Raw genomic sequence first — 22410 nt, forward strand, 5'->3', positions numbered from 1 at the left:
TATTTTCAATTAGAGTAAAAAAGTAACTATTATTTAATTTTAAACTAAAACATTTTTTTAATATATTTATAAAAAATCACTTAAAAAACTCTGATATTTCAACATCTAATACATATGCAATTTTACCCAAATGTTCAAGATTAAAATGGTAACCTTTATGGTATATCTCTGCATAAGAGATAACACTAACACTTTTATGTCCTATTGCATGAGACAAGGCTAATTGGCTTATCCCTTTTTGTATTCTTATTTGCTTTACATTGTTTCCTATTTTTTTATGAAATTGCTCTAAATTGAAATTATCAATATCTTTCATTATATAATTTTTTTGCCTTATTTATATAAGTTGAGATTAAATTTTAGGAAGTTATAATCAAATGTACAACTTATTATAATAAGTTTTGGCTTATTTTAATTATTTTTTAAAGAGAGGAGTGATATGAAGGAAGTTATAAAATTATTAGGGAAGTTAGATTTAAAATCAAATATTTTTTATAACAAAATTATTGAAAATAAAAATTCTGTAATGATAAAAAAGTCCTGTGAAAAAAAAATTACGGCACTTGAAATTAAAGAATTAGTGAGTATATATGATCTTATTTATACATATAAAGATTTAAAAATAAAAGTTGCAGAAAATGGAGATATTTTAATAAAAAAGATTTAGTGGAATTAATTTTCCACTAAATTATAAAGTGCTTGTATTTCTTCTTCCCAAATCTCTTCATTTATTGTTTCTAAAATAAGAGGAATGTCATCCATTCTTTCATCATTCATAATATATTTAAAAGCATCCCAACCAATTTTCCCAAGACCTAAAGAATCATGTCTATCAACTCTACTCCCTAGTTCTGGCTTGGAGTCATTTATATGCATACCTAAAAGAAACTGTTTTCCAACAACTCTATCAAACTCTTCCCAAGTTTTATCATATGCTTCTTTTGTTCTTATATCATACCCAGCTGTAAACATATGACAAGTATCAATACATACTCCAACTCTACTTTTATCTTCTACTTTATCAATTAAATACGCAAGATGTTCAAATTTATACCCTAAATTGCTTCCTTGTCCAGCTGTATTTTCAATTACTAGTTTTACATCTTTAGTAGCTTCAATTGCTTGATTCATAGATAAAGCAATTCTATCTAAACACTCTTCTTCAGATATTTTTCTTAAATGCGAACCAGGATGAAAATTTAATCTATCCAGTCCCAAAATTTCGCATCTTTGTATTTCGTGAATAAAGCTATTTAAAGATTTTTCCCTTGCTTCTTCACTTGGGTGTCCTAAATTTATAAGATAACTATCATGAGGTAAAATATGCTTTGGTTGAATTTTTGATTTTTCTAACTCTTCAAACCATTTATCAATAGTTTTACTATCTAACTCTTTTGCTGTCCATTGTCTTTGATTTTTAGTAAAAAGGGCAAAGGCCTTTGCTTTAATTGCAGTTGCATTTATAGGTGCATTAAATACTCCACCACTTGCGCTTACATGTGCTCCAACATATTTCATAGTCCGTCCTCGTTTTACGTGGATTTTACAAAAAATGTGCTTTAAAAATTATTTGATATACAAATCACAAATTTTAATAAAATTATTTCTTATTAAGTAATAACTTTATACAATAACTAAAAAATTATTTTGAGTTTCTATGGATAAATCAACAACGTATAAAAAACTGATTACTAAAATTATTTTCTTTACACTCTTTGTCACTTTAGGTGTAGCTTTTATATATGGAGAGTACCTTAAAAAAGATGCCATAGAAAAACTTACAAAAATAGATGCAAAAAAAACTAGTAAACTTATCTTTCAATCTTTATACTCAGCAATGGAAAAAGGTTGGACAAAAAAAGATTTAGCAAATATTATTGATAGAATTAATACTATTGATGAAGAGATGGTAGTAAATGTATATAGAAGTCCAATTGTAGCTGAACTTTATGGTGATATTGAAAATGATGAAAAAGCAAGAAAAGCAAATCCTTTTGTAAAAAAAGCTTTAGAAAAAGAAGAAGTTTTAAATATCATAGATAAATCTTTAATTCAATTTTATTATCCAATAGTTGCAGAAAAAAAATGTCTTACATGTCATACAAACGCCCAAATAGGTAATGTTTTAGGAGTAATTGATATTTCTTATCCTGTACATGATTTAAAAGTCTCTTTAACAGGTATGATTAACTTTTTTGCAATGTTTATTATTCTTTTTTCTATAATTATATTTTTAGCTTTATATTTTGAGTTTGATAAATATTTAGTAAAACCAATAAAAAAATTTGTACATATAATAAATGAAATTTCAGAAAATAAAGATATAAAACAAAGAATTCAAATTGATAATAAAATAGAAGAGATTACTTCTATGCAAAAAGTATTTAATAATATGCTTGATTCTTTAGAATATCAATTTTATAATGATGAATTAACTTCTCTTCCAAATAGAAAAAAATTATTAGAAACTATTGCTGAAAATAAGTATGCTTCTTTAATGCTTATTAATATTGATAAATTCCAAGAGATAAATGATTTATATGGGGATAATATAGGGAATAACCTTTTAGTTCATATTTCAACTATATTAGAAGAAAACTCTCCTAAATCTTCAGTTTTATTTAAAATGCACGCAGATGAATATGCTTTATATTATGAACAAGACTTATCTTTAGAAGAGTTAAAAAGTTTAGCTTTATATTTAATTGATAGCATAGAAAAAAATGCTTTTGTGGTAACAAATGGAAATGAAGCCCATGTAAATGCATCAATTGGTATTGCTATTGGAAATGAAGCACTTTTAACAAATGCAGATATAGCTTTAAAAATTGCAAAAAGAAAAAGACAAAAATATATAGTTTATGACTCATCAATGAAAATTGAGCATGAATATGAGCAAAATTTAAAATGGGGTAAAAAAATAAAAGACGCCATAAAAGAAGATAGAATTATCCCATTATTTCAACCAATAGTTGATACACAAACTCAAAAAATTTTAAAGTATGAGTCATTAATTAGAATGATAGATAAAAATGGAGAATTAATCTCTCCTATTCACTTTTTAGAATTGGCAAAGAAAAATAAACTATATCCTCAACTTACAATGATAATGATTAAAAAAACATTTGAAAAGTTTAGTAAAATAGATAAAAAAATCTCTATAAATTTAAGTGTTGATGATATTTTAAATAAAGAAGTATATGACTGTATAATAAAACATCTAAAAGTATCAAATTTAGGTCCTAGAGTTGTATTTGAACTAATAGAATCTGAAGGAATTGAAAACTTTGAAGAGGTTTTAAATTTTATTGAAGAGGTTAAAACATATGGATGTCAAATCTCTATTGATGATTTTGGAACAGGATACTCAAACTTTGAATATCTAATGAAGTTAAAAGTTGATTATATTAAAATTGATGCTTCAATGATTAGAAATATAGATACAAATAGAAACTCACAAATGGTAACAGAAACTATTATAGATTTTGCAAATAAGATGAAAATAGAGACTATTGCTGAGTTTATTCACTCAAAAAATGTATATGAAAAAGTAAAAGAATTAGGTATTCATTATGCACAAGGATACTATTTTGGAGAGCCAACTAGTTTAGACTAGTTTCTCTTTACTTTTATTAAAATTGCATTTTTTCTATCTTTAAAATTTATCTCATTATCTTCTTTTTCAAAAAGCTCTTTTATAAATTTTTCATTATACGAACTACTTAAATATTGTTTATTAAAACTTTTATAATCTAAACAACTAAAAGTATCACTACAAACTTGTTGTTTATAAAGTTTTAAATTTAAAATACTCTTTCCTGCTGTAAATATCTGAACTTGTGTAAAATCTTGATATTTTGTAATAAATCCTGTATCATAAAACTTCATAGTTGGTGTTTTAATAAGTATTGTTGCACTATGGCTTTTTATTGGCTGTTTAGTTGCACAAGCACTAAAAAGTAAAGTAATTATTAAAAAAATATATTTATTTATAGCTTTTCCTTTTGTTTTGGATTATTTTACTATAATTGCGCAAAAATATGAGTAAAGGTTAGTTTTGTTAGTACATATATGTTGTTCAGTAGATAGCCACTACTTTTTAGAAAAAATTCAAGAAGATTACCCAAATGAAGAGCTTGTAGGGTATTTTTATGACCCTAATATTCATCCTTATAGTGAATATAGATTAAGATACTTAGATGTAGAACATTCATGTAAAAAATTAGGTATAAAATTAATCGAAGGTCCTTATAATCTTGAAGAATGGCTAAAAAAAGTAAAAGGGATGGAACATCTTCCTGAAAAAGGAGATAGATGTACAGTATGTTATGATGATAGGCTAGAAAATAGTGTTCAAAAAGCACTGGAATTAGGACATAATAAATTTACAACTACACTTCTTATTTCTCCTAAAAAATCCCAAGAAAAACTTGAAAAAATAGGAAATGAACTTCAAGAAAAAACAGCTGTTGAGTTTGTTTTTAAAGATTATAGAGCAGGAAATGGAACACAACTACAAGGGGAAGTTGTAAAAAAATTCTCTTTATATAGACAAAATTATTGTGGTTGCCTTTTTGGTCTAACAGCACAAAGAGAGAGTCAAAAAAAAGTAATGGATGAGATGTTTAATCCAATTTCAAATCAAATTTTGCCTGAGTCAATTGAGCAAAGATTAGAACTTTATCAAAAAAGAAATAAATTTGAAGAAGAAAATAAACCCTATAAGATTATTAAACAAAGATTTTTAAATTATCGATTATTTAATGGAAAAGTTGCTATAAATAAGCAAACTATTCCTTCATATTTTTTATGTTATTCAACAATAAATAGAACAAATACAAATGGAAGAATAGAGTATTGTAAAGATGGGATAAACTACTTAAATAGAGATGAAGTAAAATTACTTGATTTAGATACTTTTAATACTTTAGCAAATAGTGATTATGCAAATGTAAAAGAGCTTATGTATAATCCTTTAAAATTTGAAGAGGAATTAGAAGTAAGAAATAAAATAGTTAATAATGCTTATGATTTAAGTGCTGTTATAATTGTAGATACAATTATTGATGGAAAATATGAAATACAATTAGATGCTCAAACATACGAAGATATAAAGGAAGAGATTATATGAAAATATTAGTAAGTGCATTGGAGACTTCTTCAAATATTCATTTAAAAGAGTTAAAAAAATATTTAAGTGATGAAGTAGAGTTTGTTGGAGTATTTGATAAAGAGTTAGGAACTCCCTTATATGATTTAACTGCACTTGCTATTATGGGTTTTATAGATGCTTTAAAAAAATTAAGATTTTTCTTTAAATTAAGAGATGAATTAGTAGAGCTTGCAAAAGATTGTGATAAGGTTTTATTAATGGATAGTTCAGGGTTTAATTTACCTTTAGCAAAAAAACTTAAAGAGACTTATCCAAATAAACAGATTATTTATTATATCTTACCTCAAGCTTGGGCATGGAAGAAAAAAAGAGTAGAAAAACTACAAGCATATTGTACAAAGCTTTGTTCAATTATTCCTTTTGAAGAAGAACTTTATACAAAAAAAGATTTAATTACTTATGTGGGGCACCCCTTATTAGATGAGATAAAACACTTTAAACAAACATATGAGAAAACTAATAAAATTATATATATGCCAGGAAGTAGAAAAACAGAAATAGTAAATCATATGCCTGTTTTTAGACAAATAGTAAAAGAATTACCAAATAAAGAACATATTTTAATAATTCCTTCAAAATTTGACCAAGAGTATATAAATAGAGTCTATGGAGACATTAGTGATTTTACAATTTCAAATGACGCTCATAAAAGTTTAATTGAAGCTGAGTTTGGTTTTATTTGCTCGGGAACAGCAACCCTAGAAGCAAGTTTAATAGGAACACCTTTTGTTATGTCATATGTGGCTAAGAAACTTGATTATTTTATTGGAAGACTTTTTGTAAAACTTCCATATATTGGTTTAGCAAATATATTTTTTGATAAAATGGGTAAAAAGGCTATTCATAAAGAGTTTTTTCAAGAAGAGGTTACTTTTAAAAATCTATTAGATGAGTATCATAATATGAACAAAGAAAATTTTTTAAATAATTCAAAAATATTAAGAGAGTATTTAAAAAATGGTAGTTCAAAAAATGTTGCTCAAATAATACAAAACTAATTTTTTTTTAGATAAAATGTATAGCTATTAAAAACACACAGTATATAGGATATAGAATGTTAGATGTTATGGAAATTCAAGAAATTTTACCTCATAGATACCCATTTTTATTAGTAGATAGAATTACTGAAATGGAAAAAGGTAAGAGTGTAACTGGTTATAAAAATATTTCTATTAGTGAACCTGCATTTATGGGACACTTTCCAGGACACCCTATTTACCCAGGAGTATTAATTCTTGAAGGTATGGCTCAAGCAGGTGGAGTTTTAGCTTTAAAAAGTAATGATTTATCAGCAGAAGAGTTACAAAATAAAGTTATCTATTTTATGAGTATTGATAAAGCAAAATTTAGAAGCCCTGTAAGACCAGGAGACCAATTAGTTTATAAAATTGAAATTTTAAAATTAAGAGGTAGTCTAATTGTATTAGATGGGAAAGCTTATGTAGATGGAAAACTAGTTGCTGAGGCAGAATTAAAAGCAATGGTTGTAGATAAATAATTAGGTTTGATATGAACAACATTCACAAAACAGCAATAATTGAAGAAGGTGCACAATTAGGTGATAATATTACTATTGGTGCATATACAATTATTGGAAAAGATGTAAAAATTGGAGATGGAACTACTATTGGTTCTCATACATTAATTGAAGGAAAAACTACGATTGGACAAAACAATCAAATTTTTTCTCATGCTACACTAGGGTCAATTCCTCAAGATTTAAAATTTCAAGGGGAAGATGTAGAGTTAATTATTGGTAATAATAATAAAATTAGAGAATATACTTTATTTAATCCGGGAACAATAGGTGGTGGAAGTAAAACAGTTATTGGTGATAATAACCTTTTTATGGGATATACTCATGTAGCTCATGATTGTATTATTGGAAATAATTGTATTTTTGCAAATGTTGCAACATTAGCTGGTCATGTGGAGTGTGGTGATGCAGTTGTTGTAGGAGGACTTACACCTGTTCACCAATTTTGTAAACTAGGAAGTTATGCAATGATTGGTGGAGGTTCAGTTGTAACACAAGATATACCTCCATTTTGTTTAGCAGAAGGGAATCGTGCAGTTTTAAGAGGTCTTAACTTAACAGGTCTTAGAAGAAGACTTGATAATAGAGAAGATATTGATGAAATAAAAAAAGCTTATAAAGCAATTTTTCAATCTAAAGACCCAATTGCGGATGTTGCTAATAAATTACTTGAAGAGAGTAATAATAGTTATGTACATGAATTGGCTCAATTTGTATTAGATACAAAAAGAGGAATTCCATTTAATAGAAAATAGTGGAGAATTTTATAAAATATGAGTAGTGTAAAGTGTGATTTTTGTGGAGTTAGTGAATCAAAAGATAATCCAATTATTGCAGGAGATAATGGATATATTTGTAAAGGTTGTGTAACTGCAGCATATGATATTTTAAATGGTGTAGAACCAAGAAATTTTGATGATGAAGAAGTACCACAACAAGAAGAACAAAAAGAGATTAAACTAAAAACTCCAGCGCAATTAAAAGCTATATTAGATGACTATGTAGTAGGACAAAATAGAGCCAAAAAAGTTTTATCGGTTGCAGTATATAACCACTATAAAAGAATATTTAGAAATGATTTTAATGAAGATGAAACTGAAATTAATAAATCAAATGTTCTTTTAATAGGACCAACAGGAAGTGGAAAAACTTTACTTGCTCAAACAATTGCAAAATACCTTGATGTTCCTTTAGCAATTGCTGATGCTACTTCATTAACAGAAGCTGGTTATGTGGGTGATGATGTTGAAAATGTTATTACAAGACTTCTTCAAGCAGCTAATGGTGATGTAAAAAAAGCCGAAAAAGGTATTATTTTTATTGATGAAGTGGATAAAGTAGCAAGAATGAGTGAAAATCGTTCTATAACTAGAGATGTATCAGGTGAGGGAGTACAACAAGCACTACTTAAAATTGTTGAAGGTGCGGTTGTAAATGTACCACCAAAAGGTGGAAGAAAACATCCTGGACAAGATGCTATTCAAGTTGATACTACAAATATCTTATTTATTTGTGGTGGGGCTTTTGATGGAATCGAAGATATTATAAAAAAGAAAAAAGGTGCAAATATCTTAGGATTTAATCAAGATAAAAAAAGTAAAAATGAACAAACTGACTTAATCTCTGAAGTTGAAGCTCATGATTTAGTTAAATTTGGACTTATTCCAGAATTAATTGGAAGACTTCATATGATTGCAACTTTAAATGAGATAAGTGAAGATGATATGGTTCATATTTTAACAGAACCAAAAAATGCACTTATAAAACAATACATCAAACTATTTAAAATGGATGATGTAGATTTAAGTTTTAAAAAAGATGCTCTAAAAGAAATTGCAAAAAAAGCAATTGAGAGAAAAACAGGAGCAAGAGGTTTAAGATCAATTTTAGAAGATATTATGTTAGATATAATGTTTGATTTACCAAACTACAAAGGTAAAAAAATTACAATAACAAAAGCAGTTGTTTTAAAAGAAAAAGAAGTTGAAGTAGCATAATAAAGGATAAGAAGAATGTTAAATAAATTAATAGGTCTATTTTCGAATGATATGGCGATTGATTTAGGAACAGCAAATACTGTTGTTTCTATTAGAGGGAAAGGTATCATAATTAATGAACCTTCTGTTGTTGCAGTTCAGCATGATAGATATGGAAGAGATAAAATATTAGCTGTTGGGCAAGAAGCAAAACAGATGATAGGTAAAACTCCACTTAATATTCAAGCTGTAAGGCCTATGAAAGATGGTGTAATAGCTGACTTTGAGATGACTGAAAGAATGATTAGATATTTCATTGAAAAAGCTCACTCAAGAAAATCATTTATTAGACCTAGAATCATTATTTGCATTCCTTTTGGTATTACTCAAGTTGAGAAAAAAGCAGTAAAAGAATCAGCTATGAGTGCAGGAGCAAGAGAAGTATTTCTTGTAGAAGAACCAATGGCAGCAGCAATTGGTGCAGGTATTCCTGTATCTGATCCTTCTGGTTATGTTGTTGTAGATATTGGTGGAGGGACAACTGAAATTGGAGTTACTTCACTTGGTGGACTAGTATTATGTAAATCTATTAAAGTTGCAGGAGATAGATTTGATAAAGCAATTATGGATTATGTAAGACAAAACTATAATCTATATATTGGTGAAAGAACAGCAGAAAGTATTAAAATAGAAATAGGAACTGCTATAAAACTTGAAAAAGAGTTAAAAATCAAAGTAAAAGGAAGAGATAACTCTGGATTGCTTTCAACTATTGAGTTAGGAAGTGAAGGAGTTAGAACTGCAATAAAAGAACCTTTAAGAGAAATTGTTTCAGCAGTGAAGAGTGTATTAGAAGATATGCCACCTGATTTAGCAAGTGATATTGTTGATAATGGAGTTATTTTAACTGGTGGAGGAGCTTTAATTAGAGGTCTAGACACATATTTAGCAGATATTATTAAATTACCTGTAAAAGTTGCTGATGAGCCTTTATTAGCAGTTGCTTATGGTACAAGTAATGTCTTAAATCAAGCGGAGCTTTTAAAACTTATCACTAATGAATAAACTAATCTTCTTTATTCTTTTTTTAATAGTAAGTTTGTTATACATCTTAGATGTAAACAAACTTATGAGTACAAATTTTACTTTTTTTAATAAAATCAAAGAATTTTATATTGAAAAAGTTATAAGCATAACTAACTTTACAGAAAAATATTTTAATCAAGCAAAAAATATTTCCATATTAAAAAAAGAAAATGAAGAATTATTAAAATACAAAACTTTATATATTGATCAAAAAACTCAACTAAATGAAATCCAAAAAAAATCTTCTTTACAAACAATACAAGAGTCTGTAACTTTAGTAAAAGCTCTTTCTTATGTTGAATTTGATGACTTAACAAGAGTATGGTTAGATTTAAAAAAAGAAGATACTAAAATTGCTGGACTTATTTATAATAACTTTGCAGCAGGAATAGTAGTAAAAAAAGATGATAAAGCTTTAGCTTTATTAAATGGAAATGAAAAAGCAAATTATGCAGTTTTTATTGGAGAGAATAGTGCTCCGGGAATTATTCATGATTATAGAAAAAGTAAATATATAGTTGCAAAGTATATTCCTATTTGGATAGATATAAAAATAGGAGATGAAGTTATAACTTCAGGAATGGATAATATATTCTTTAAAGGTTTAAAAGTAGGAAAAGTAATCTCTATAAATAAAATGGCTGATATGCAAGAGGCAGTTATTGCCCCTTATGCACAGGTTTTAAAAGAGAGATTTTTTTACCTTTATGAAACAAAAGCAGAAATACCCAAAAATATAAAAGTTGAAACACAAGAAGAAAAACAACAACCTAAATAATTGTTTTTATATAATCAGCAACTCTAAATGAATTTGCATATATTGTCCAAGTGTGAGGTACACTTCCTCCTGTTGGCATAAAACTTCCATCTGTTATAAAAAGATTTTTTAAATCATGACTTTGACAATATTTATTTAAAACAGAAGTTTTAGGATTGTTTCCAAATCTACACCCTCCTGCTTGTAAATTTGAAGAAGGTAAAGAACTCATCTCTAATTTAATATTTTTTGCACCCATTTGCTCTAAAACATCTTTTCCTTTTTGTGCTAAAAAATTTGCAACTTTTAAGTCTTGAGGATGGGCACCTATTCTTATATTAGCAACAGGAATTCCATATTTATCTTTATACTTCTCATCAACACTTACAAAACAGTTATCATTTGGAGTCCAATCAGTAAAAATTTCAAAATTTAAAACTCTTTTTTTTGTAAAATTATTATAAATATTTTCTTGTAAAGCTTTTCCAAAAAGTAATTTGCCTTGCTCATCTTTTTTATATAAATTTGCTTTTCTTATTGGATTTGCATGTTCAAAAAGAAAATCTATTGTTCCACCTTTAAACTCTTTTGTATAATACCAATCTTTTAAAGCCCTATTTACAAAAAGACCTTGAGTAAAAAGCTCTTTATACTCTAAATTTGTTTTATCAAACTCTGCACTTCCAATACCACCACCTGTAAAAATCATATTTTTACCAACTTGCTTTGAACTATTTGCAAGTCCATTAACAAAATATTGATTTTTTGAATTTAATAAAAGTCTTGAAGTCTCTACAGCTTGTGCTGCAACTACAAATAGCTTTGCTTGAATACTTTTTTTAGTACCCTCTTTTGTAAAATAATAAGCCTTTGTAACTTCTGTTTTTGTACTATCTAACTTATATACAAAACAGTTTGATTTTATAATTAAATTTCCTGTTTTTAAAGCTTGAACTAAAAGGGAAGCTCTAGAGCTTCCTTTTGCACCACTACTACAACCATAACTTCCACAAAAATTTGAATAATAACAAGCATTTCTATGATCTTTAGCTTGGCTTAAAATTGCTCTTGGAACTTTATATGAAGTATAATTTAACTCTTTGCAGGCCTTATCAAAAAGCTTTGTAATTGGATGTTCTTCTAGTGGTTTATATGCATACTGTTTTTTACTTCTTGGCTCATGATGCTTATAGTTGGTAACTTCACCAGAAACTCCCACTACTTCTTCTACTTTTGTATAATATTTTTCTAAATCATCATAAGTAATAGGCCAATCTTCAATATTTGAACCTTCCAATTTTCCATATTCACTTTTAAGCCTAAAATCTTTGGGTTTTAATCTATGAAAATAACCACTCATAAAATTTGAAGAGCCTCCTAAAATATTCCCATTCCACCAACTCCAACCAGTCTCATAAGTGGGAAATTTCATCCATTTATTATCTACAAACTCTTCAATAGTATGATATTGTTCTTGTAAAGAAGGTGTAATTATATTTCTTCTAACAAAGGCTATTTCATCTTTTGAAAAATCTTTTTCATTATATATAGAGCCTTTTTCTAAAATAAGTACTTTTTTACCCTCTTTTGTAAGTTCATAAGCAATAGGTCCAGCACCTGCTCCACTTCCAATTATACAAATATCATAAACCATTTATTTTCCCATATTTTACTTTTGGTTTTGGATTTCCTGCTTGAAAATTCAAAGCTTTATATCCTATTTCATTTTTATTACCACCATAAATTGGATCACTAAGCATTGCTTCAATACCATAATAAATAAGTAGAGATAACCAACTTTCACCATAACTATTTAAACTTACTTCTTGAATAATTTCTTCTTTTTGTTTTTTTGAAGCTTTTAAAAATAAAGGAAAAGAAGAGTTAAAATCAAGTGCTCCTTGAAGCAAATATTCTAAATCACTTTTATCAAAACTCTTTTCTTTAGAGTTTTGATATAAATAGTTTAAAGCCCCAAACTCTTTTGAACTAGGCATATTATTAGTTTTAGGAAACAAAACTTCAAAGACCTCTTCTATTATAATCCAAGGAAGGTTATCTTCTTTTGCATTTAATAAAGTAGTCGTGGCAAGAAGTGCACTTGTAACTAAAAAATCTCTTCTTTTCATTAGTATCTTGCCATTATATTATCAACTTCATCCCAAGATAATTTATTTTCTTTATTTTTAAACATATTATAAATATATCTTGCAAACATATCGGTTTCTAAATTTACTCTTGTTCCAACTTTATATCTTTTAAAAATTGTATTTTCTATTGTATGAGGAATAATTGTAAGCCTAAAACTATTTGTAAAAACTTCATTTACTGTTAAGGATACTCCATCTATTGTAACACTACCTTTTGGTATTATATATTTTGAATATTCTTTTGGTAAAGAGATTATATAGTCTGTTGAATTTCCATTTTGTTTTATTGAAGTTACTATTCCAAGACAATCCACATGTCCTTGAACTATGTGTCCTTCAAATCTATCTTTCATCATCATTGCAGGTTCAATATGAACTTTACCTCTATAATTTTCCATAGCAAGGATTTTTTGAGATTCTAAAGATAACTCAACAGTAAAAGTTCCTGTAGAAACTCTTACAACTGTTAAACATGCTCCATTTACAGCAATAGAATCTCCAATCTTTGGTTTATATTTGGCTTTTAATGTTAAAAAATTATTATTAAAACTTAAAACTTCTGCCAATTCTCTAATTAATCCTGTAAACACATAAATCCTTCAACAATAATTTGATAATGTCCAAAATATTTGGAATAATTTCAATTTTTTGGTATCATACCGAAAAATTATTGAGAAGCAAATTTTAATATTATTTACTATACTAAATGCTTCCTTTCTTAAAGACTTTTTTAAAAAACAGAAAAGCTTATCTTTTAAATGGCCTGTTTTTAAAATATAACATACATAATATTTTTATGGAGATAAAATGAACTATGACATAATCGTCGTTGGAGGCGGACACGCTGGAATTGAAGCTTCATTAGCAAGTGCTAGAATGGGGAAAAAAACTCTTCTAATTACTATGCTTGTAGAACAAATTGGTGCAGCTTCATGTAACCCAGCAATTGGAGGATTAGCCAAAGGGCATCTTGTTAGAGAACTTGATGCTATTGGTGGTGAAATGGGGCTTTGTACAGATTCAACTGGTATTCAATTTAGAATATTAAATGCTAGTAAAGGTGCAGCAGTACAAGGTAGTAGAGCACAAATAGATATGGATAAATATAGAGAGTATATGAGAAAAGTTTGTCATAATACTACTAATTTAGAAGTATATCAAGATGAAGTAAAATCTCTAATTTTAGATGAGCAAGGGAATGTTTGTGGAGTTAAAACTAAACTAACAGAAGAGTTTAAAGCAAAAAAAGTAATTCTTACAACAGGTACTTTTATGAGAGGTCTTATTCATATTGGTGAAAATAAATATGAAGCTGGAAGAGCATGGGAATTACCCTCAACTACTCTATCAATTCAATTAAAAGAACTAGGATTAAATGTAGGAAGATTAAAAACAGGGACTCCTTCAAGAATTGATGCAAACTCTATTGATTTTTCAGTAATGGAAGCGCATGGAGGAGATGAAAAGCCTACTCCTTTTTCATTTAGAACAAATAAAAAAGAGTTTAATCCAAAACAGTTTCCATGTTATATAACATATACAAATACGGGAACTCATCATACAATTACATCAAACTTTGATAGAGCCCCACTTTTTACAGGACAAATTCAAGGTTTAGGACCAAGATACTGTCCAAGTATTGAAGATAAAGTAAATAGATTTAGCGAAAGAGATAGACACCAACTATTTTTAGAACCACAAACTGCAATGTGTACAGAGTATTATATAAATGGACTTAGTACTTCTTTACCTATTGATGTACAAAAAGAGATGATTCACTCAATCAAAGGTTTAGAAAATGCAAAAATTATTAGATATGGATATGCTATTGAGTATGATTATGTTGATCCAACAGAATTAAAACATACTTTAGAGACTAAAAAAATCAATAACTTATATCTAGCTGGACAAATCAATGCAACAACAGGATATGAAGAAGCGGCTTCGCAAGGATTAATCGCAGGAATTAATGCTGCATTGGCAATTGATAATAAAGAACCATTTGTATTAAGAAGAGATGAAGCTTATATTGGAGTTTTAATTGATGATTTAGTTACTAAAGGAACTAATGAACCATATAGAATGTTTACAAGTAGAGCTGAATATAGACTTCTTTTAAGAGAAGAAAGTGCTGATTTAAGACTAAGTAAATATGGTCATGAGTTAGGATTAATTGATGATGAAACAATGGCTAATGTTGAATATAAAAGAAAAGTTATTAATGATGCAGTTGAGTTTATGGCAAAGGAATGGTTTACTTCTAAAAAAGAGAATTTAGAGCTTCTTGATAGATTAGGTGAAGAGAGAATTAAAGATAGAGCTTTACTAATTGACTTAGTTGGAAGAAGCACTATTGATGCAACTAAATTTGATGAACTAGTTCCTTCTTTAAAAGATGTAGATGAATATCTAAAAGAACAAATTATTATTGAAGCTAAATATTATAGATATATTTCTAAACAACAAAAACAAATTGAAAAAATGCAAAAAATGTTAAAAATGAAAATTCCTGAAGATTTTGATTATTCAAAAATCTCTGGATTATCAAATGAAGTAATTGAAAAGCTTCAAAAATTTAAACCACCAACGCTATTTAATGCAAGTGAAATTTCAGGAGTAACACCAGCTGCAATTGATATTTTACATATGTATATAAATGTGAAATCTCAAAAACAATAAAAAATGAGAATGGACATTAAAAATTGATAATGTGTACATTAAAATTTGAGAATGGAGTTTTAAAATAAAATGGTACGAGGTAAAAGTATCATTCCAGATTTTATGGCTGAAAACCCATATGATACATTTAGACTACTTTTACCTCTTAAACTTAACTTGGATGAGGATAAGTATGGAAATAGCCATTTTAAAGTCATTATTAAAAATATGACTCAAAATGAGCTATTTACATATGATTTATCTCCAGAATTATTATTTACTCATTTCCCTTTAGAAAAATCTTTTAGTAATGGTCAACAAAATAACTACTATCAAAATAAAACAATCTTTGAAAAAGATTTTATAATCGATACTACAAATATCTCTAAAAATAATTAGTATAAACTTCATGAACTTCTTGATGAAAAAAGTATTGTTTCTATTAGTGGTTGGAAAAGAAAATTCTTAAATGAATCAAAATACATTAACTGTTATCTTATAGAACAAAATGGGAATAAAATCATTATTCCTGATTTTGCAATTGCTATATATTACTACTTTAGATTTTCGGAAATGAGAGAAGCTGCCTTAGACTGTAATCTTGAAGACCTATATGTAATGTGTACTCCCGATAGAAATGATGCAAAAATTGTCTTATCAATACCTAGAAATGATGAAGACGCAGCTTTTATACATAGATATGCTTGTAATGAAATTGCACAGAAAAAGTTTGATAATATAGGTAAATACATAAACAACTATTTAAGCTATATAAGAAATCTTGATATTGATAAAGAGATTGAAAATATCCCAATAAAAGCAAATTTCCCTATAAAAGAAAAGTTCAAAATAGAAACTAGATGTAGTATTCTAACTAATGAAGAAAGTAAGGAAAAATACTATTTTATACATGAAATACTAAATGACTATTCTGATATTAGTTTTGATAAATTTACTAAAATTATTGAACAAAATAAAACAATAACTACAATAGATGAATTTGAAAATCTTCCTAAAGTAGATAAAGAAATACCTGGAAATATTACGGAAATACTTAAAGGTAAACCTGCAAATAAAAAGTATACTCAAACTCATCATAGAAAAGATAAAAAGAAAAGTTGTGGTAGTTTAAATAGAATTGAAATTGAGTATGAAACTATTACAAAAGATACTTTAATCGATATACTAAAAATATATCAAGAACAACAAAATAATGAATCTATAGACCAGAGCTTAACAGAATCATCTAATAAAGGTGAAAAGAATATAAGTAAGATTATCATATCAAGCGAGTTTGAAAAAGAGAATGAAGAAAGAAACCTCTTATAAAAAAATTTAATATTTCAGAAGTTCAGTATTTACCAGAAGTTAAAATAAAAGATACAGAAGATATAAATAAACGATGTAAAATAAGAAAGAGACAAAAACAATATCTTATTGCAACATTTCAATATGAAGAAATATATGTAGGACTATTAGAACTTGAAAACAATCCTTCATCAGAAGCTGCTACTTGGGTAATAATTTCAAGAGAAAATTATATTTCCGAGCATATATTTAATAGCTTTATTTCATTTTATTTAAAAGACAATTTATCAATCAAAGATTTAAAGGCTATATATAATAAATCTCCCATAAAATTCATTACAAAAAATCACGAAAGGGATGAGAACTTAACAATAGAACAACTTAGCAAATGGCTAGCTGCATTAATAGGAAAACTATCAATCAATTGAAAGCCAAGCTAAAAATATTCACTTAAATCAATTTCTATTCCAATGGGACAATGGTCTGAACCTAAGACATCTTTTAAAATAAAGGCATCTTTTAGTTTCGATTTTAAGTCTTCTGAAATCAATATATAATCTATTCTCCAACCTTCATTTTTTTCTCTAGCTTTTGAACGATAAGGGAAAAGAGAATATGCATCCTCTACATCACCATTAATATATCTAAAAGTATCAATAAAACCATTCTCAAGAAATTGACTAAAATACTCTCTTTCAATATCTGAAAATCCAGACTTGCTATATATTTTTGTTTTCTTTAAATCTATATCTTTATGGGCAGTATTAAAATCTCCACAAATAATTATAAGTTTTCCTTCTTCTTTTAAGTTTAAGCAATAATATAAAAAGTTTTCATAAAAACTAAGTTTGATTTTTAATCTTTCCTCATTTAATTTACCATTTGGGAAATAGACATTAAACAATACTACCTTTCCAAAATGTTGTTCAATTATTCTTCCTTCATAATTTGAATCTATTTGAAAACAAAAATCCTTTTTATCACAAATAAAATCGGCATAAATTGTTGTGCCTGAAAAGCCTTTATTTACACTAATATTTGAAATTATATTTTTAAATTTTTTTTGAAATAGACAAGAATGCTCAAAGTCCGGTATAGATAATTTTGTTTCTTGGAGACATAAAATATTTGGTCTATATAAATCTACCCAATTTAAGGCTTTCTTCTTTTCTATAGCTCTTAGTCCATTTACATTCCAAGATAAAATTTTCACAGATTCACATACCTTTATTAAGTTATATTTTTTTCAAAGTAAGAGTTAAAATCAATAATATCAATAAATACTAATTTTTAGCTTATACTTTTATCTAACTAGCAGCTTTCTTTTGATATATTTATACATCAAAAGGTAGTATAGATGAATAAGAAATATCAGGGAAGCATTTTTTTTAATGATTTTTTATTAAATTTAATAGACAATTATAAAAAAGACCCTACTCCACAAATAGTAAATTTTAGAAAATTAGTTACACAAATTACAAATATGGATAGACATACTCACTTTATTCATGCTTATCCGGCTAAATTATTACAACAAATTCCTTATCTCTTTCTAAACAATGATATTTTTTCAAAAGAAGGTGATACTATATTAGATACCTTCTGTGGAACAGGAACTGTACCTCTTGAAGCCTCTATTGCAAATAGAAATGCTATAGGAGTAGATGTCAATCCCTTAGCTGCTTTAATTGCAAAAACAAAAACTTCTAAACAAAGTATTAAATCATTAGAAATTAAACTAGAAGAGATACAACAACTTTTTAAAGAATATCAATCTTCTAAGAAAAAGTTTTATATTCCTAATATTGCCAATATTAATCATTGGTATAATAAAGAAACTATCAGAAAATTATCTAAAATAAAATATATTATAGATAATATTGAAGAAACAGAAATCAAAGAATTTTTTCAAGTAGTATTTTCGATTTGCTGCAGAAAGTATAGCTACTCTGACCCTAGAATTTCTGTACCTGTTAAGATAAATGAAGAAAAATTTCCCGAGGGTCACTCTTTAAGAGAAGCTGCTGCAAAACATCTCGACTTTATTAAAAGAAATAAAATATATGAATACTTTGTTGAACAAGCAAAGAAGAACATTCTTAGATTAAGAAACTACCAAAACTCGACAATGCTTAATAACAGTAAAGTTTCAATTTTTAATACAGATATAAAATCTATTCATGAAGCTAAAATTCAAGCTAATACTATTCAAATGATTTTGACTTCTCCTCCTTATGTTAGTGCTCAAAAATATATTAGAGCCTCTAGTTTGAGTTTACAATGGCTAGAACTCCATGACAAAGATTTAGCATCTTTGGATAAACAATCTATAGGGAGAGAATATTTCTCACCTTCAGTATACAAACAGTTTCATGTTATAGGTTTTAATAGTATAGATAATATTTTATTGAAAATATTCAAAAAGAATAAACTACGTGCATATATTACATATATGTACTTAATAGAAATGAAACAAACCTTACAAAAATCCTTTAAACTACTTAAAACTAATGGGTATTTTGTTATGGTTATAGGAAATAATACCATTGCTGGTTATGAATTCTTAACATATAAATACTTGATAGAAATTGCAGAATCAATTGGATTTAAAACAGAACTTGTACTAATTGATGATATTAAGTCTCGGGGATTAATGACAAAAAGGAATAAAACTGCAAGTGTTATTTCAAGAGAATATATTGTTGTATTTAAAAAGAGGTTTAATAATGAACTATTTTGAAGATGAATCTGAAGAAGTAAAATACGAAAAAGAATATCATTATTTAGAATCAAAAATTAAAATCTTATCTCAAAGTTTCTTATGGAATGGTAGTGAGGTAAGTGAGAGATTACAAGATTGGCAATCAAACTTTAATGGACAAGTAAAAGATTCTAAAATAGAATTGCATAATGCAATGTTTTTACTAAGTCAATTTATGTTCTTTAATGATAAAACTATTAGAAATTTTCTTCAATCAATTTATAAAGATCTTATTGTTAAACCTATAATTGATAGTATTAGAAGAAATAATGAAAATACTATTGATTTAACTTTTATTCAAGAAAACTTGAATACAAAACTTTCTTTAATAAAATTTATTCCAATTGGAAAAATATCTGGTAGTGGTGCGATGATTTCATATCTTTTTAGACAAGCAACAGATATATCAGAAGAACAAGTTATACTAGCTTCAGATTTATATAATTCTTCTGGAAATTTAAATTTTCCAGAAATTGAACATTATATTTTAATTGATGACTTAGCAGGGAGCGGTACACAAGTTTGTGACTTTGTAACAAAACATAAGATTTTAAATCTAAAAATAGAAAACAAACATATACAAATATCATATCTACCTATATTTTCAACTAGTATAGCAATTGAAAAAATAAAAAAGTCAACTTTTCATCAAATATATGTAAATCCATTATTTGAGCTTGATGAAAGCTATCAAGTTTATTCACAAAAAAGTAGATATTTTTCAAATGTAAAAAAACATAAGTATATTGGTAGACTTATGTCAAAATATATATTTAAGAAGTATGCAAAAAATCTAAATTTTATAGAAGAAAACTCATTAGGCTATTCTAATACACAATTAATGTTAGCTTTTTCACATAATACTCCAGATAATACACTACCATTATTTTGGGAAGATTCAAAATGGAATGCTATCTTTAAAAGATATAATAAAAAATAGGTAATTATATGATTAAAAATCCCTTTGAAAATACAAAAGCATCTTATATGAGCAATGAAGAAATCCTTTCTTATTGGACAGATATTAATAATCAAACTATTATATCAACCGAACAAGAAGAAGTTGATAACACAGAATTAGAAATCCAGAATTATCACTATATAATGAATCCAAGACTATCTCTACCTATTTTCATTCTAGGTAGTAAAGGTAGTGGGAAAACTCATTTATTACGGTATTTCTCACTTGAACTTCAAGAAAAAGATGCTGAAGATAACCATATAAGTCTTTTAGAACAAATTAAAAAAGACCAATATCTAGGTATTTTATTTACTTCTAGTTCCTTTGAATTTCAAATGTTCCAAAATGATGGAGATTCTAATTCTGTGTATATTTATTATTCAAATCTAGTATTTATAGAGGTTTTTTTTGTTCACTGTAATAAACTATTTGAATGTATTAATGATAAAGAACATGAAAAAAAACTACTTGCTCAACTAGCCCCATTATTCTTTCCAAGATTTAGAGAAAATATAATTAATATTTCTAACCTTCAAAAATTTTTAGAATTCATCACAGATACTAGAATGAATCTTGAAGAAGAAATTTTAATGTCAAAGGCAAATAAAGCATATACACCAAATTACAAATTTTTATTTAATCCTGCTCCAAGTTTTTTCCAGAAAGTAATTAAATATACCTTCTCAAATACTATTGATCTGAAAGACATACATATATTATTTATGATTGATGAATTTGAAAACTTTGATGAATACCAACAAAAATACATCAATACATGTTTAAGGCATCCTGAATATCCAGATTATCTTTCTATTCGTATTTGTGGTAGATTATATTCCATTAAAACAGATGAAACTTTCGATGACAATGAACCTCTTATGGAAGGAGCCGAAAAAAAAACATCTATTTTAGATAAAGTATTATCTTCAAACAATCGGTCGGGTTTTACAAACTATGCCTCACAGCTTGCTATCAATAGAATAAGAGAAAATATAAAAACAGACCTTGAATCTAATGATTTTTTAAAATTATTTAAAGACTTAGATAGAGAAAACTATTTTTATAATATATTAAACTCATCGCAAAAAGACAATGAAGTATTTTCAAAAAAACTAATTTCTTACTTAGAACAGGAAGGTTTTGTTAAAACTCAAATTCATAACATAATAAAGAAACTTTTTATTAAAGAAAACTTATTTTTATCAAAATTGAACTTTTTATTATTGTATAAAAGCTGGTATAAATCTCCTGATTTAATTAAAAGAAGTACAGAAATTCAGAAATCCCTTCAAAATCTTTTAAATAATAAAAAAAATTTTCATCAAACACAGATAGATCATCATGGAGTTGATATGCTTTATCAAGTATATAAAGATACTAAAAATTTATACAATTATTGTGGTTTTGATTCTATAATTAATATGTCTGAAGCGAATCCTAGAAATTATTTAACTATTCTAAGTAATTTACATAGACACTGTACCTTTAAAAATATTAATATGTTTGAAGGAGATGAAATACCAATTACTTTACAAAATAAAGCTATGAGAGAAACATCTGAGTGGTTCTGGAATGATATTCATAAATATAAAAATTTAATTGATAATAAAATTTTCTTTGTTCTTGAAAGATTATGTCATTTTTTCCGTTTACATAGAATCTCAGATAAACCAGTAGAAAAAACTTTAATTTCTTTTTCTTTTGATATTAATAGTATTAACAAAGATATATTAAAAATAATTGATGATGCAGTAAAACATTCAATCTTTATTGAGCAATCTTCAGGTAAAAAAACTAAAAATGAACATTCTATTATAAAACAATATAGTATTAATGCAATGTTTTCACCTAAATGGGATTTACCTCTTCAAATAGGTGGTACCATTGAATTAAAAAAAGAAGAAATACATGCTTTATTTGATGAAGATAAAAAATCTTGGGAAAGATATAGAGATATACGATTGTCTAGATATAACTATCCATTTAAAGATAAAACTTCAAATAGTTTATTTGATACGGTAATAGGTATAGAAAAATGATTCT

General features: G+C 26.8%; 22 protein-coding genes. 15 read left to right on the top strand and 7 right to left on the bottom strand.

Features of this window, described 5'->3' with window-relative positions; all coding sequences use genetic code 11:
- Window positions 1-76: 76 nt before the first annotated feature.
- On the bottom strand, window positions 77-316 hold the full coding sequence (locus AMYT_RS13225) for a helix-turn-helix transcriptional regulator (protein ID WP_114842993.1): 240 nt from the start codon (window positions 314-316) through the stop codon (window positions 77-79).
- Between the two features lie 123 nt (window positions 317-439).
- On the opposite strand from AMYT_RS13225, the gene AMYT_RS13230 reads away from it, so the two are divergent.
- Window positions 440-667, top strand: a complete 228-nt coding sequence (locus AMYT_RS13230) for a hypothetical protein (protein WP_114842994.1) — start codon at window positions 440-442, stop codon at window positions 665-667.
- A 5-nt stretch (window positions 668-672) separates the two neighbouring features.
- Here the strand turns inward: AMYT_RS13230 and nfo are convergent, their stop codons facing one another.
- The gene (gene nfo / locus AMYT_RS13235; RefSeq protein WP_114842995.1) at window positions 673-1518 is read right to left on the bottom strand and encodes a deoxyribonuclease IV; all 846 of its coding nucleotides are present in this window, start codon (window positions 1516-1518) and stop codon (window positions 673-675) included.
- 139 nt (window positions 1519-1657) lie between these two features.
- Between nfo and AMYT_RS13240 the strand changes: the two genes are divergently transcribed.
- Window positions 1658-3616, top strand: a complete 1959-nt coding sequence (locus AMYT_RS13240; RefSeq protein WP_114842996.1) for an EAL domain-containing protein — start codon at window positions 1658-1660, stop codon at window positions 3614-3616.
- Here the strand turns inward: AMYT_RS13240 and AMYT_RS13245 are convergent.
- Entirely contained in the window at window positions 3613-3888 is a 276-nt protein-coding gene (locus AMYT_RS13245; protein ID WP_114842997.1) for a hypothetical protein, read from the bottom strand. The genes AMYT_RS13240 and AMYT_RS13245 overlap by 4 nt on opposite strands.
- Before the next feature lie 169 nt (window positions 3889-4057).
- Between AMYT_RS13245 and AMYT_RS13250 the strand changes: the two genes are divergently transcribed.
- Genes AMYT_RS13250 through mreC form a run of 7 tightly spaced genes read left to right on the top strand, consistent with a single transcriptional unit; the run spans window position 4058 to window position 10550 of the window.
- The gene (locus tag AMYT_RS13250) at window positions 4058-5131 is read left to right on the top strand and encodes an epoxyqueuosine reductase QueH (RefSeq protein WP_114842998.1); all 1074 of its coding nucleotides are present in this window, start codon (window positions 4058-4060) and stop codon (window positions 5129-5131) included.
- Window positions 5128-6171: a lipid-A-disaccharide synthase gene (gene lpxB, locus AMYT_RS13255; RefSeq protein ID WP_114842999.1), complete on the top strand. Its 1044-nt coding sequence runs from the start codon at window positions 5128-5130 to the stop codon at window positions 6169-6171. Before AMYT_RS13250 ends, lpxB begins: the two co-directional genes overlap by 4 nt.
- Before the next feature lie 56 nt (window positions 6172-6227).
- A complete protein-coding gene (gene fabZ / locus AMYT_RS13260; RefSeq protein ID WP_114843000.1) occupies window positions 6228-6671 on the top strand; it encodes a 3-hydroxyacyl-ACP dehydratase FabZ in 444 nt (147 codons plus the stop codon).
- An 11-nt stretch (window positions 6672-6682) separates the two neighbouring features.
- A complete protein-coding gene (gene lpxA, locus AMYT_RS13265; protein WP_114843001.1) occupies window positions 6683-7465 on the top strand; it encodes an acyl-ACP--UDP-N-acetylglucosamine O-acyltransferase in 783 nt (260 codons plus the stop codon).
- Between the two features lie 18 nt (window positions 7466-7483).
- On the top strand, window positions 7484-8707 hold the full coding sequence (clpX, locus tag AMYT_RS13270) for an ATP-dependent protease ATP-binding subunit ClpX (protein ID WP_114843002.1): 1224 nt from the start codon (window positions 7484-7486) through the stop codon (window positions 8705-8707).
- A 15-nt stretch (window positions 8708-8722) separates the two neighbouring features.
- Window positions 8723-9751, top strand: coding sequence for a rod shape-determining protein (locus AMYT_RS13275; RefSeq protein ID WP_114843003.1), 1029 nt, complete (start codon window positions 8723-8725; stop codon window positions 9749-9751).
- Window positions 9744-10550 (top strand): rod shape-determining protein MreC, encoded by an 807-nt coding sequence (gene mreC / locus AMYT_RS13280; RefSeq protein ID WP_114843004.1) that lies wholly within the window; start codon window positions 9744-9746, stop codon window positions 10548-10550. The genes AMYT_RS13275 and mreC overlap by 8 nt, the downstream gene beginning before the upstream one ends.
- On the opposite strand, the gene AMYT_RS13285 is transcribed toward mreC, so the two are convergent.
- The 3 genes from AMYT_RS13285 to AMYT_RS13295 are packed head-to-tail and all read right to left on the bottom strand — an operon-like array spanning window position 10543 to window position 13269.
- On the bottom strand, window positions 10543-12183 hold the full coding sequence (locus tag AMYT_RS13285) for a GMC family oxidoreductase (protein WP_114843005.1): 1641 nt from the start codon (window positions 12181-12183) through the stop codon (window positions 10543-10545). The genes mreC and AMYT_RS13285 overlap by 8 nt on opposite strands.
- The gene (locus AMYT_RS13290) at window positions 12173-12658 is read right to left on the bottom strand and encodes a gluconate 2-dehydrogenase subunit 3 family protein (RefSeq protein WP_114843006.1); all 486 of its coding nucleotides are present in this window, start codon (window positions 12656-12658) and stop codon (window positions 12173-12175) included. Before AMYT_RS13290 ends, AMYT_RS13285 begins: the two co-directional genes overlap by 11 nt.
- Window positions 12658-13269, bottom strand: a complete 612-nt coding sequence (locus AMYT_RS13295; RefSeq protein WP_114843007.1) for a riboflavin synthase — start codon at window positions 13267-13269, stop codon at window positions 12658-12660. The genes AMYT_RS13290 and AMYT_RS13295 overlap by 1 nt, the downstream gene beginning before the upstream one ends.
- Window positions 13270-13486: 217 nt before the next feature.
- Here AMYT_RS13295 and mnmG point away from each other — a divergent pair, with 217 nt between their 5' ends.
- The 3 genes from mnmG to AMYT_RS13310 all read left to right on the top strand — a co-directional run bounded on the left by mnmG (window position 13487) and on the right by AMYT_RS13310 (window position 16666).
- Complete coding sequence (gene mnmG, locus AMYT_RS13300) at window positions 13487-15358, top strand: tRNA uridine-5-carboxymethylaminomethyl(34) synthesis enzyme MnmG (RefSeq protein WP_114843008.1); 1872 nt, start codon at window positions 13487-13489, stop codon at window positions 15356-15358.
- Between the two features lie 69 nt (window positions 15359-15427).
- Complete coding sequence (locus tag AMYT_RS13305; protein WP_114843009.1) at window positions 15428-15736, top strand: hypothetical protein; 309 nt, start codon at window positions 15428-15430, stop codon at window positions 15734-15736.
- 174 nt (window positions 15737-15910) lie between these two features.
- A complete protein-coding gene (locus tag AMYT_RS13310) occupies window positions 15911-16666 on the top strand; it encodes a hypothetical protein (protein ID WP_114843010.1) in 756 nt (251 codons plus the stop codon).
- Between the two features lie 415 nt (window positions 16667-17081).
- On the opposite strand, the gene AMYT_RS13315 is transcribed toward AMYT_RS13310, so the two are convergent.
- On the bottom strand, window positions 17082-17858 hold the full coding sequence (locus AMYT_RS13315; protein ID WP_114843011.1) for an exodeoxyribonuclease III: 777 nt from the start codon (window positions 17856-17858) through the stop codon (window positions 17082-17084).
- A 144-nt stretch (window positions 17859-18002) separates the two neighbouring features.
- On the opposite strand from AMYT_RS13315, the gene AMYT_RS13320 reads away from it, so the two are divergent.
- From AMYT_RS13320 to AMYT_RS13330, 3 genes are read left to right on the top strand one after another with little or no spacing between them, the layout of a single operon-like run.
- Window positions 18003-19385 carry a DNA methyltransferase gene (locus tag AMYT_RS13320; RefSeq protein ID WP_114843012.1) on the top strand — a complete coding sequence of 461 codons (1383 nt, stop codon included), beginning with the start codon at window positions 18003-18005 and terminating at the stop codon, window positions 19383-19385.
- Complete coding sequence (locus AMYT_RS13325; RefSeq protein WP_129085749.1) at window positions 19372-20346, top strand: phosphoribosyltransferase-like protein; 975 nt, start codon at window positions 19372-19374, stop codon at window positions 20344-20346. The genes AMYT_RS13320 and AMYT_RS13325 overlap by 14 nt, the downstream gene beginning before the upstream one ends.
- Window positions 20347-20354: 8 nt before the next feature.
- A complete protein-coding gene (locus AMYT_RS13330; RefSeq protein ID WP_114843014.1) occupies window positions 20355-22406 on the top strand; it encodes an ORC-CDC6 family AAA ATPase in 2052 nt (683 codons plus the stop codon).
- The last annotated feature ends 4 nt before the right edge of the window (window positions 22407-22410 follow it).

Source organism: Malaciobacter mytili LMG 24559, from assembly GCF_003346775.1.
Lineage (GTDB): Bacteria > Campylobacterota > Campylobacteria > Campylobacterales > Arcobacteraceae > Malaciobacter > Malaciobacter mytili.